Here is a 12547-nt window from a genome sequence, read left to right as displayed (position 1 = left end):
CCCGCGACCCCCGCCGGTTCCCACCACGGGTCGGAGGCGGCGAGCGCAACGGCGGCGGACACGCCTTTCTCGCCCGACGGCGAACTGGCGCTGAACGAACCGCTGGTCAAGCCGGTCGGCGGCGAAGCGATCGAGCGGGAACGGGAGCTGCTCCGCGAGATCAACGCCCGCCCGACCGCGGGGCGACTGGCCGGGTACGTCAAACTGTCCGGCCCCGGCTGGCTGCAAAGCGCCCTGACGCTGGGCGGCGGATCGCTCGCCGGGGGCTTATACCTCGGCGTAATCGCGGGTTTCGGACTGCTGTGGTTGCAGCCGGTCGCGATGATCCTGGGCATCTGCATGCTGTCCGCGATCGGGTACGTCACCCTCTCCACGGGGCTGCGGCCGTTCCGGGCGATCAATCAACACGTCAACCCGGCGCTCGGCTGGGGCTGGCTGATCGCCAGCGGGGCGGCGAACATCATCTGGGCGCTGCCGCAGTATTCGCTGGCCTGTTCCGCGGTTCAGAAGAACCTGCTGCCCGGCGTGCTGGGGGCGGAAGCGGCGATGCCGGACGGCGTCTCCAAGGCGATTATCTGCGGCATCCTGCTGGCGATCGCGACGGTGGTGACCTTCAGCTACGGCAGCGGGCACTGGGGCGTGCGGGTCTTCGAGACCTGTTTGAAGGTGATCGTCGGCCTGATCGTGCTCTGCTTCATCCTGGTCGTGGTGCGGCTGACGATGGCGGATCAACTCGACTGGGGGGCCGTCTTCTCCGGCTTCGTACCGAACTTCGGGGCGTTGTTCGAACCGGCCCCGGCGCTGCAATCGTTGCTGGACGGCGTGACGAACGCCGAAGCGAAGGAGTTCTGGACGACCAAGGTCAAAAACGACCAGCGGGACCAACTGATGGCCGCGTTCGCGACCGCGGTCGGCATCAACATGACCTTCCTGCTGCCCTACTCCATGCTCGGCCGCGGTTGGGGCAAGGAACATCGTGGGCTGAGCATCTTCGACCTCTCCACCGGAATGTTCATCCCGTTCTTCCTGGCGACCACCTGCGTGGTGATCGCCAGCGCCAGCCAGTTCCACGGCCAACCCCGGGCCGGCGTGGCGCTGGACGATGCCGGCTACGCGGCGATTCTGGCGAGCGAGGAACTCTCCGGTCCTGAGGGCGCTTTCATGGGGAACGTCAACGCCCGTCTCGACAAGGTCGACGGGGACGCCGCGACGCTGCCCGCCGCGGAGCGGATGCTCGCCGCGACGCTGATTAACCGGGACAGCGACGCCCTCGCCCAATCGCTGCGGCCGGTGTTCGGCGGGCGGGTGTTTGCGGACCTCGTGTTCGGACTGGGCGTGCTGGGAATGGCGCTGTCGACGATCTGCCTGCTGATGCTGGTCAGCGGGTTCGTCGTCTGCGAAGTGCTGAACGTCCCCGCGACCGGTTGGACGTTCCGCCTCGGCTCCCTGCTGCCGGCGCTCGGCGTGTTGGGACCGTTCGTCTGGGGACAGGCCGGCTTCTACCTCGCCGTGCCCACCAGCGTGGCGGGCCTGGTGCTGCTGCCCGCGGCCTACGTCACCTTCCTGTTGCTGATTAACAAGAAGGAGTTGTTGGGCGACGCGATGCCGACCGGCAGCAAGCGAGTCGCCGTCAACCTCGTGCTGGGCTTGGCGACCGCCGTCAGCCTGTTCGGTGCCGGTTGGGCGGTGCGGGACAAGATCGGAGATTACGGCCTGATCGGCGTCTCGGTCGCACTGGCCGTCGCCCTCGCCGCCGGCTACGTGGCGAAGAAGAGTTCGACGCCGCCGACGGTCTGAGGCTCCGATTGACGGTTGCGTCCTGTCAGGCGCTTGCGGTTTCGCGGCACCCCGCAAGCGGATCGACGCTGCGAACCCGCAATCGATGCCGAATCCGTGAGACCGGTCACCCTGTTCTGACGCTCAGTCGCCCGTCATGACGGTGGGCGCCGTTCTCACCCCGCCGCCCCGCTGCCGGCGAGCGCCGGGGTGCGGTCGAGTTCCCGCGGCGCCTCGTCCTCATCCGCCTCCGCGTCTTTTTGCTCGGAGGTCTCCTGGGGAGCCTTCGACGGCGGAGCGGCGTTTCGTCGTTCCGCGTCCCGCGCTTCCTTCGCCTCGGCTTGGAACTGCACCGGCAGCGTTTGCCCGGTGATGAGCCGCGCGCCGCGGTCCATCGTGACGTAGTGATACGCCCACTGAATGAGCACCAGCAGTCGGCTTTGATAACCGACGATGTACATGACGTGGATCGCGAGCCACATCAGCCAGGCGAACCCGCCGGTGGCGTGGTAGCGGCCGAACAGATCCGCCACCGCGGCTCCGCGGCCGATCACCGCCATGTTGCCGAGGTTCGTGTATTCGAACGGCTCGTCCGTTCGTCCGCGGAGCCGTCGCCGGATCGTGCCGGCCACGTGTTTGCCCTGCTGCATCGCCACCTGCGCCACGCCCGGGAGGGGACCGTCGCTCGGTTTGTTCTTCGCCTTGGCCGGCGGGTGATCGAAGTGAGCCAGGTCGCCGAGGACGAAGATCTCCGGCCGCTCCGGCAGGGTGAGGGTCGGTTCGATCTTCACCCGCCCCTCGCGGTCGCAGGGGCAGCCGGTCGCCTCCGCGAGTTGATTGCCGAGCCGGCTGGCCCGCACGCCGGCGCACCAGACCACGGTGCGTGCCGCGAGTTTTGAGGAGGGGGAGCCGTCCTCCGGGCTGAGCGTCACCTCCGTGGCGGTCACCTCAGTCACGCGGGTGTCGTTGTATATCTCGACCCCCATGGCCCGCAGGTCCCGGTCGGCGTAACGGCTGAGTTCTTCGTCGTAGGAGCCCAGGATGCGGTCCCCGCCGTCGGCGATCACGATGCGGGCGTCGGCGGGATCGATGCGACGGAAGTCGTTCTTCAGCGTGTTGAGGGCGATCTCCGCGATGCTCCCGGCCAACTCCACGCCGGTCGGGCCTCCGCCGACCAGCACGAACGTCATCCACGCCTCGCGGATCTCCGGGGCCGATTCCCGCTCCGCTTCCTCAAAGGCCAGCAGGATGCGGCGGCGAATTTCGATCGCGTCTTCGATCGTCTTCAGGCCGGGGGCGTACGGCGCCCATTCGTCCCGGCCGAAGTAACTGTGCGTACTTCCGGAGGCGACGATCAGGGTGTCGTAGGGGATCTCGTCGTGCGGTCCGCCGGCGGTCGTCGGGTTCTTCTCGCCGGACAACTTCACCACCCGGCGCTCGACGTCGAATCCGACCGCTTCGCCCAACAGCACGGTCGTGTTGGACTGCCGATCGAACATCCCCCGCAGCGGGGCGGCGATGTTGGCGGGGCTGAGGCTGCCCGTCGCTACCTGATACAGCAGCGGCTGGAAGAGGTGATGATTGCGACGGTCGATGAGGGTGACGTCGACGTCCGACTTCCGCAGGCCTCGCACGACGTTCATCCCCGCGAAGCCGCCGCCGATCACCACGACGCGGTGCCGCCCCTCCGGAGAATGCGTCAGCGGGACGGCGCGGGGCCGATCGTTCGGGGGGACGGGAACGACGGCGGACTGGGCGGACATCGGGAACGCGAGCGGGCAGGGGGCGCGACGGGAGCGGCGCGAGGAGGTCCCTCACGTTATCACGGACGCCCCGGTCCGCCACGGCGCTGGGCCCCCACGGCGCTGGGCCCCCACGGCAAACGGGTCGATAGAACGGTGAGGACCCCGTGAACCGGAACCGGTCCGCTCGCCCGACCCGACCGACCGCGGTCACCCGTGCGGCTCCCCTCGCCCCGACTTGCGTTCGGGGGCCGCGGCGGTAGCGTCACGAACCGAGGCCGCCCGCCTGTACTCCGCTCCCCGTCTGCGCCGCTCACCGCCCGTGCCCAAACGCACCGACATCAAGAAGATCCTGCTGATCGGCTCCGGCCCGATCGTCATCGGGCAGGCTTGCGAGTTCGACTACTCCGGCACCCAGGCCTGCAAGGCGTTGCGGGAGGAGGGCTACGAGGTCGTGCTGATCAACAGCAATCCGGCGACCATCATGACCGATCCGGGCACCGCCGATCGCACGTACATCGAGCCGATCACCCCGGAGTACGTCGCCGAGGTCATCCGCCGCGAACGGCCCGACGCCCTGCTGCCGACCCTCGGCGGCCAGACCGGCCTGAACAACGCGCTGGCGGTCGAGAAGATGGGCGTGCTGGACGAATGCGGCGTGGAGATGATCGGCGCGGATCGCGACGTCATTAAAAAGGCGGAAGATCGCGAGCTGTTCCGGGCCGCGATGGCGAAAATCGGCTTGGACGTCGCCAAGTCCCGCATCGTCAAAAGTATGGACGAGGCCCGGGAGGCGGTCGAGGAGCTCGGCCTGCCGATTATCTGTCGGGCCAGTTATACGATGGGCGGCGCCGGCGGCGGCATCGCTTATAATAAGGAGGAGTTCGAGAAGGTCGTCGCCGCGGGTTTGAAGCTCTCGCCGGTCAACGAGGTGATGCTGGACGAAAGCATCCTCGGCTGGAAGGAGTACGAGATGGAGGTGATGCGCGACCGCAACGATAACTGCGTGATCGTCTGCTCCATCGAAAACTTCGACCCGATGGGCGTGCACACCGGCGACAGCGTGACCGTCGCCCCCGCCCAAACGCTGACCGATAAAGAATATCAGCGAATGCGCGACGCGACGATCGCCGTGATGCGGGAAATCGGCGTCGAGACCGGCGGGTCGAACGTGCAGTTCGCCATCGACCCCAAAAACGGTCGGATGGTGGTGATCGAGATGAACCCCCGCGTCTCCCGCAGCTCCGCTTTGGCGAGCAAGGCGACCGGCTTCCCCATCGCCAAGATCGCCGCGAAGCTGGCGGTGGGTTATACGCTCGACGAATTGCCCAACGACATCACCCGCGAGACGAAAGCCTGCTTCGAGCCGAGTATCGATTACGTCGTCACGAAGGTGCCCCGCTGGACCTTTGAAAAATTCCCGGAGGCCGACGACACGCTGACGATTCAGATGAAGAGCGTCGGCGAAACCATGGCGATCGGCCGCACCTTCAAAGAAAGCCTGCAAAAGGCGCTCCGCGGCACGGAGACCGGGCACTTCGGCCTCGGCGGCGGGAAAAAAGATCTGTGGGATACGCCGGAGCGGCCGAATGAAGACGCGATCGTCGCCGGGCTCGCCACGCCCAACGAGCACCGCATGAGCTTCCTGCGGTACGCGATTAAAAGCGGGATGACGCTCGAACGGATTCAAGACCTCACCGCGATCGACCCCTGGTTCCTGGATCAATTGATCCAGATTATCGAGATCGAGGAGGAGATCCGCGAGGTCGGCTCCCTGTCCGCGGTCACCGCGGAGCAGATGCGGCGCTATAAACGGGCCGGGTTCGGCGATCAGCAACTCGCCTATTGGCTCGGCGCCGCGGAGTCCGCCGTGCGGGCGAAGCGGAAAGGCTTCGGGATCGAGGCGGTCTTTAAACAGGTCGATACCTGCGCCGCGGAGTTCGAAGCGGTCACGCCGTACTACTATTCGACCTACGAAACCGAGGACGAATCGCCCGGGGCCAAGCGGGTTGTCGCATCCGACAGCCCCAGCCCGTTGAGTCGCGTGATGATTCTCGGCGGCGGGCCGAACCGCATCGGGCAGGGGATCGAGTTCGATTATTGCTGCTGTCAGGCGGCCTTCGCGCTCAAGGAACTGGGCGTCGAAAGCGTGATGGTGAACTCCAACCCGGAGACCGTCTCCACCGACTACGACACCAGCGATTTACTGTTCTTCGAGCCGCTGACGACCGAGGACGTGTTGAACGTCGTCGATCGATTGCAGCCGGACGGGGTGATCGTGCAGTTCGGCGGGCAAACGCCGTTGAACCTCGCCAAGGGGCTGGAAGCGGCGGGCGTGCCGATCATCGGCACCAGCCCGGAGATGATCGACGTCGCCGAGGACCGCGACCGATTCGCGGAGATTCTCAATACGACCGGCCTCTTACAGCCGCCCAACGGGACCGCGACGGACGCTGCCGGCGCCCGGAAAATCGCCGAACGCGTCGGTTACCCGGTGCTCGTGCGGCCCAGTTACGTGCTCGGCGGGCGGGCGATGGAGATCTGCTACGACGGCCCGGCGCTGTCCGGGTATATGCAGAACGCCGTCGACGCCTCGCCGGACCGGCCGGTGTTGATCGATCGCTTCCTGGAAGATGCCATTGAAGTCGACGTCGACTGCGTCGCGGACTTCGGATTGTTCCTTGACTCCGACCGCCCGGGAGAAGGGACGGCGATCGTCGCCGGGGTGATGGAGCACATTGAAGAGGCGGGCGTGCACAGCGGCGACTCCGCCTGCTGCCTGCCCCCGCACAGCCTGCCGCCGGCGGTCGTGCGGGAGATCGAAGAGGCCACCATTAAACTCGCGAAGGCGTTAAACGTCTGCGGGTTAATGAACGTGCAATTCGCCGTCAAACATGAAGGCGACGAGTTCACCGTTTATGTGCTCGAAGTGAACCCGCGGGCCTCGCGGACGGCGCCGTTCGTGTCCAAAGCGACGGGCCACGCTTGGGCGAAGATCGCGGCAAAGGCGATGGCGGGCGTCTCGCTGGAGACGCAGGGCGTGACGGAGTTCTGCCCGAACGGGGTCGCCCCGACGCCGAAGCACTTCAGCGTCAAAGAGAGCGTCTTCCCCTTCAGCAAGTTCACCGGCGTGGACATCGTCCTCGGACCGGAGATGCGCTCCACCGGCGAGGTGATGGGCATCGCCAACGCCTTCCCGGGGGCCTTCGCCAAAAGTCAGCTCGCCGCCGGCAATCCGCTGCCCTCCAGCGACGCGGCGAGCGGCAATGCGATCTTCATCAGCATGGCTGAGGGCAAGAAGCCCGCGATCGTCGAACCGGCCCGGCGGCTGGCGAAGCTCGGATACGAAATTCTCGCCACCAGCGGCACGGCGGCCGTCTTGAAGGACGCCGGCGTGGAGGCGGAGGTCGTCCGCAAGGTGCAGGAGGGCCGCCCGAACCTGATCGACCACATGGCGAACGGGCGGATCGGCTTCATCTTCAACACGCCCAGCGGCAAGGGCGCCCGCACGGACGAAGGCAAGATCCGCGCCGCGAGCGTCGCCTACGGCGTCCCCTGCGTCACGACGCTGCCGGGCTGCGTGGCGATGGTGGACGCCCTCGAAGCCCAGGCGGCCGATCCGGCGCCGCACGTCGTCAGCCTGCAGGAATGGCACGCGGACGCCGCGCCCCGGTAGGGTGGGCGGCGTCCGCCCGGTTCTCTCTGCCAGGCACGTCGACCGCGTCATGTCCGCCGCCCCCCAGTCGCCGACGCCTCCGGATCTGCCGGAGCGGTATCGGCCGAGGGAACGGATCGGCGTCGGCGGGATCGGGGAGGTCTGGCGAGTCGTGGATGGAAATCTCCGTCGCGACCTCGCCGCGAAAGTCCTCCGACCGGACCGCCGGTCTGCCGAACATGCCGTCCGTCTGACCCGTGAGGCGTTACTGACCGGTCGGTTGCAGCACCCGGGCGTCCCGCCGGTCGTCGAGCAGGGCCTGACCGTCGACGGCCATCCGTTTTTCATCATGAAGCTCGTCGGCGGGGCGAACCTGCGGGACGTGCTGGCGGGAAAGGACTCGACCGGCGGGCGAAACCGCCCGGACCGACTCCTCACCGTCGTGCGACAGGTGTGCGAAACGGTCGGTTTCGCCCACGCTGCGGGCATCGTGCATCGTGATTTGAAGCCTGCGAACGTCATGGTCGGCGCCCATGGCGAGGTCCAGGTGATGGATTGGGGCCTCGCCGCGCTGCTCCGCGGCGGCTCCCCGGAGTCGCCCCCGTCGCACTCCGCTGCGGCGCCTTCGCCAGCGGCCGATGCGGACGGCGGTGCGGACGGCGATGCGACCATCCCTTCGGGCGGAACCGGCCAGAAAAGCGATCCCCTCGCCGAAACCGTCACCCCGCCGATCGCCTTCCCCCCGGAGAGCACGGTCACCCCTGACAAGACGGTCACGCCCGACGGATCCGTCACCCCCTCCGTCGGCGCCGGACTTCGCATCGAGCGACCTTCCGGGGGCGGCAATCCGAGGAATGAAGATCCAATCGAGGGGATGCCGAGCGATCCGCTCGCGGCGTTCACGGTCTCCGGGGCCTACATCGGCACCCCGGCGTACATGCCGCCGGAACAGGCCAGGGGCGACACGGCGGCCATCACCGCGCGCAGCGACGTCTTCGGACTGGGCGGGATCCTGTGCCGGTTGTTGACCGGCAAGGCTCCCTTTGCGACCTCCGGGTCGATCCCGGCTCTGCGTCTCGCCGTGGCCGGCGACCTGTCGCTCGCGTTGTCCCGACTCGGAACGTGCGGGGCGGACGGAGCGTTGATCGACCTGTGCCGCCGGTGCCTCTCCAAGGATCCCGCCGACCGTCCCGCCGACGGCGCCGCCGTTGCGGAGGAGTTGCGGCAATACGAAGCGGGGGTCCGTGAGCGACTGGAACGAGAGAAGATCGCCCGAGCCGCCGCGGAGGTTCGTGTCGTTGAGGAGAGGAAAGTTCGTCGTGCGTCGGTCGGGCTGGCGATCGCGGCGTTGTGTCTCGTCCTCACGGTCGGCGCGTTTGCGTGGGACCGGCAGCAACGTCGACTGGTGGAAGACGCGAGGGCTTCCGAGGCGAGAACGGAAATCGTCGCTCTCTTGGGGCAAGCGAGAACGCTGCAGGCCGACTATCGGTTCGACGCGGCTCGCGCGCTGTTGGACAACGCCGCCGCTCGTGCGGCGGAGGTGGGGGCGGACGACTCGGCGGAGGCCGTCGCCGCCGCGGTCCGGGACCTGTCGGTCGTGCAAAGGTTGGACGAGATTCGATTGAAAAAGGCGACGCCGATCGGCGGCTTCTTCGAGACCGCCTTCGCGAACGGCCCGGACGGAGCGTACGCGCAAGCCTTCGCCGAGGGCGGCATTGCCCTAAACGACGAGGCGCCCGCCGTCGTCGGCGCCCGCATCGCGACCCAATCGAACGCGGCGGCGCTCGTCGCAGCGTTGGACGACTGGGCGGCTGACGAACTCGACCCGGTTCGCCGGGAGCGTCTGTTGCGGTTCGCCGAGGCGGCCTCGCCGCATCCGGTCCGGGCGGCGCTCCTCTCGCATCCCGGGGACGACGAGGCGTGGAATCGCGCGGTGGCCCTGCCGCGGGGGGACGGCGCTGACGAGTCGGACGGGCTGAGGTCGGTCGCGGTCCTGTTGGCGCAGCGCGTGAGAATGCGACGGGCGGCGGGGCTGGACGCCGAAGACGGTCTCGAGACGCTCGCCGCCGCGGCCGCGGACCATCCCTCGGACTTCTGGCTCCAGTACCACACGGGGCTGACGTTCGCCTATGCCCCGCCGCGGCAGTCCGAGCGGGCGATCGGCTACTACCGAGCCGCCCTCGCGGTGCGGCCGGAGAACGCCGGACTGCTCTACGAATTAGGCAATCAGCTCTGGAACGTCGCACGACATCGCGAGGCGGAGACGGCGTTCCGCAGGAGCGTCGAGGCCGGCGGTCACGCGCACGCTCGCATCAACCTCGCACATTTACTGTCGTATCAGAACCGCGGCGAGGAGGCGGAAGCTCTCTTTCGAAACGGACTGCTTGCGACCCCGGACGACCCCGCGCTTCTCAGCGGCTATGCGTATTTTCTGGCGGCGCTCGGCCGTCACGAGGAAGCCGTCGGGACGTACCGTCGCGCGATCGAACGCGTCGAGTTCCCCGACTCTCTCCTCGCCAATCTGGCCGGCTCCCTCCGGGAACTTGGCCGGATCGCGGAGGCGGAGGCGACCTACCGGGAACTGCTGCGCCGTCAGCCGCTCCACGCCGACGTGCACCATCAGCTCGGCTTCCTGCTGGAGAACGTCGGCCGCCTCGACGAGGCGGAGACCGCGTACCGCGAAGCGATTCGGCGGAACCCGGGAAGCGCCCAGTACCAAGACAAGCTCGGCTATCTCTTGCAGGGGCTTGGACGGGCGGCGGAGGCGGAGGCGCTGTATCGCGAGGCGATTCGCCTCGAACCGGAGGATCCGATGCCGCACCGCAATCTCGGCCTCGTTCTGCTCGATCACACCGACGAGTACGTCGAGGCTTTGGGAGAACTGAACACGGCGATCGAGTTGGGCCGCCTGCGGGCGATGGCGGAACTCGTCGCTCCAGAGCTGCTGGCGGAGGCGGAACTGCTGGCCTCGAATCCCGACCGCATGAAAGCCGTACTCGCCGGTGAGGCGGCCCCCGCCGATCAGGCGGAGGCGCTCACGCTGGCGAGCTTCGCGTTGATCCAGAAAGGTCGGCCCCTCGCGGCCGCCCGGTTGTTCGAAACGGCCCTCTCGACCCCGTCGCCGCCGCCCACGTCCTTCTACAACGGGGCTTGCGCGTGCGTGTCCTGTTCCGTCGGGGCGGCGGACGCGGCGGGGCTCTCGGACGACGATCGAGCGAACTGGCGAGGCCGGGCCCTCGACTGGCTGGGCCGCGATCTCCAGCGACTCGCCGCGACGGCGGACCCGGGAACCGTCGAGGAACTGCGGTGGTGGCTGGAAGACGACGATCTGACGCCGGTCCGGACGCTGGCTCTCGCGTCCCTTCCCGCTGGGGATCGACGCGGCTGGGAACGGCTGTGGAACGACCACGCGGCTGTCCTGCGTCGGGCCAGCGGCCCACTTGCGGCGCCCCGTCCGCTTCCTGCCCGGTAATATGGTCCCATGACGACCGAAGCCCCCTCCGCCGACTCCTCCCACTACTCCCCGGACGCGTTCAAAGCGAAGCTCGCGGGCTTCGCTCGACTGGCGGGGCGGCAGGTCGTGGAGAAGGCGTTGATCCTGTACCACACGCTGCAACGGCCGGAGACGCCCAAGGCCGCCAAGGCGACGATCATCGGGGCGCTGGCGTACTTCATCCTGCCGGTCGATGCGATCGCGGACTTCCTGCCCGGCGTGGGGTTCACCGACGACCTCGGCGTCATCGCCGCGGCGCTGGTGACGATCGGCGGCTACGTGACCGACGACATCCGCGAAACCGCCGCCCGGCAGGCCGCCGCCTGGTTCGGCGAGACCCCGCCGGCGTCGCTGGCCGGGTCGCGGGAGACGTTTTCCGCCGAGGAGTAGGGCCGTTCTCGTTGATGCGAGGCGGTCGTGGGAAGTGAAACCGGGGCGCAGGCTCCGGCAGCGCCTCCGTTCGCTCGGCTGCGCCGACGGCCGGAGCTTGCGCTCCGGTCTCACTTCTCATGAGGCGAAACGAAAAAAGCCGGTCGCCCCGGAAGGCGACCGGCTCGGTGGTAGCAGACTTACTTGCTCCGGCGTTCCCCACCGTACCTCAGCGTTCTCGAAGTCGGGGAGGGAGGAACGTGCGGACTCAGTTGCAGCCGCAGCTCACCGGGGCGGCACAGGTCGGGTCGACGTAGTAGCTGGGAGCGGCACAGCTGGCGTCCATGTACATCGGGGCGCCGCAGCTCGGGGCACATTCGTACGCCGGGGCACATCCGTAGGCCGGGGCGCAGCAGTCCGAGCCGCAGTCGCCGATGCTGTGCAGCTTGGACAGCAGCCAGGCGTTCTTCCGCTTCTCCAGGTCCCACAGCTTGCGACCGAGGCGCTTCAGACCGCACTCCGGCTGGCAGCAGGGATCACAGCAGCCGCCGTACGCCGGAGCGGCGCAAGTCGGGCCGCAGATGTCGCCGCAGGCCGGCGTGCCGTACACCGGGGCGGCGCAGGTCGGGCCGCAGATGTCGCCGCAGGGGGCGGCGCAGGTGGGGCAGCCGACGTATTCCATATCGACCGTCCCGCAGGGGGCGGCACAGCCGCCGCCGCCGAACAAGCCGCCGCCGGCCGAAGCCGCCGAGGGCACAGCGAGGGCGATGGTGCAGGCGGCGAGCAGCAGGCGCGGGGAAACCATCATGGACAACTCCGTTTAAAAGTGGCGGGTGGCAAGAAAACCGGCGAACGCCCGGCGAGTCGTCAGCGACAGCGAAGCAGCGGACGACGTGTCAAAAACGACGGGGGTCGGAAGTGACGTGTGTGCGTTCCGTCCCGCGTGAACCCGGTCCGTCGGGTCGGCCTTACCGCGGAAGCCCCGCCGACATCGTGTCGACGGGACGCAAACGGTTCGCTTGGGAGCCGCGACAGCCGTCGCGGCGGATCGCCGGCCGTCCCCGTCATGGGGATGGGCCGGCGGCGAACCGGTGCCGTTTGCTTCGGCGAAACGCCGCCGGGCGATTGACCCGCCGGGCCGAAACAGTCCGCCCGGGGCGGTCAGCCGGTCGGTCGCATGGGCCGGGGGCGTCTCGCCGCTGATTCCGGTTGCGACGACCGGGTCGACTTTCCGGCTTGCGGGGAGCGGGTCGGCTCCCTCGTCGACCTGTCGGCCGCTCGAGAGAACGACGCGCCGTGGCCGAACCGTCCGACACCGGTCGCATTCGCGCTCCACAGTAGTGGGTTCACCACCGCACCGGGCCGTCCTCTATGTCGTCGATCGAAGTCCACCTCGGCGCCGCACGGCTTGCGCTGGCGAACCGCGATCCGCACGGCGCCGTGCGGGAAGCGGAAGCCGCCATCGCGGCGGGCGCCGGCGGAGCGGAGCCGCACTGGCTCGTCGCCCTGGGC

Annotated in this window: 6 protein-coding genes; 4 read left to right on the top strand and 2 right to left on the bottom strand. The window is 68.3% G+C overall.

The features are described 5' to 3' along the window. The coding region (locus LzC2_RS16925; RefSeq protein WP_171189191.1) for a divalent metal cation transporter at positions 1-1797 on the top strand (1797 nt) is incomplete at its 5' end. A gap of 155 nt (positions 1798-1952) precedes the next feature. Here the strand turns inward: LzC2_RS16925 and LzC2_RS16920 are convergent. Further along, entirely contained in the window at positions 1953-3539 is a 1587-nt protein-coding gene (locus LzC2_RS16920) for an NAD(P)/FAD-dependent oxidoreductase (protein WP_171189189.1), read from the bottom strand. 301 nt (positions 3540-3840) lie between these two features. Between LzC2_RS16920 and carB the strand changes: the two genes are divergently transcribed. From carB to LzC2_RS16905, 3 genes are read left to right on the top strand one after another with little or no spacing between them, the layout of a single operon-like run. Further along, entirely contained in the window at positions 3841-7194 is a 3354-nt protein-coding gene (gene carB / locus LzC2_RS16915) for a carbamoyl-phosphate synthase large subunit (protein ID WP_171189187.1), read from the top strand. 49 nt (positions 7195-7243) lie between these two features. Further along, on the top strand, positions 7244-10645 hold the full coding sequence (locus tag LzC2_RS16910; RefSeq protein WP_171189185.1) for a protein kinase domain-containing protein: 3402 nt from the start codon (positions 7244-7246) through the stop codon (positions 10643-10645). Between the two features lie 9 nt (positions 10646-10654). After that, positions 10655-11056 (top strand): YkvA family protein, encoded by a 402-nt coding sequence (locus tag LzC2_RS16905; protein ID WP_171189183.1) that lies wholly within the window; start codon positions 10655-10657, stop codon positions 11054-11056. Positions 11057-11303: 247 nt separating this feature from the next. On the opposite strand, the gene LzC2_RS16900 is transcribed toward LzC2_RS16905, so the two are convergent. Continuing rightward, the gene (locus LzC2_RS16900) at positions 11304-11843 is read right to left on the bottom strand and encodes a hypothetical protein (RefSeq protein ID WP_171189181.1); all 540 of its coding nucleotides are present in this window, start codon (positions 11841-11843) and stop codon (positions 11304-11306) included. Positions 11844-12547 lie beyond the last annotated feature (704 nt).

The sequence above is a fragment of the Alienimonas chondri genome (assembly GCF_013036045.1).
Lineage (GTDB): Bacteria > Planctomycetota > Planctomycetia > Planctomycetales > Planctomycetaceae > Alienimonas > Alienimonas chondri.
The sequence above is the reverse complement of the archived record's forward strand: the minus strand, read 5'-3'. Positions and strand labels throughout refer to the sequence as shown.

Bases quoted from the DNA above. Each gene is read 5' to 3' on its own strand.
- LzC2_RS16920 (WP_171189189.1), bottom strand. From the start codon at position 3,539: ATGTCCGCCCAGTCCGCCGTCGTTCCCGTCCCCCCGAACGATCGGCCC.
- LzC2_RS16910 (WP_171189185.1), top strand. From the start codon at position 7,244: ATGTCCGCCGCCCCCCAGTCGCCGACGCCTCCGGATCTGCCGGAGCGG.
- LzC2_RS16905 (WP_171189183.1), top strand. From the start codon at position 10,655: ATGACGACCGAAGCCCCCTCCGCCGACTCCTCCCACTACTCCCCGGAC.
- LzC2_RS16900 (WP_171189181.1), bottom strand. From the start codon at position 11,843: ATGATGGTTTCCCCGCGCCTGCTGCTCGCCGCCTGCACCATCGCCCTC.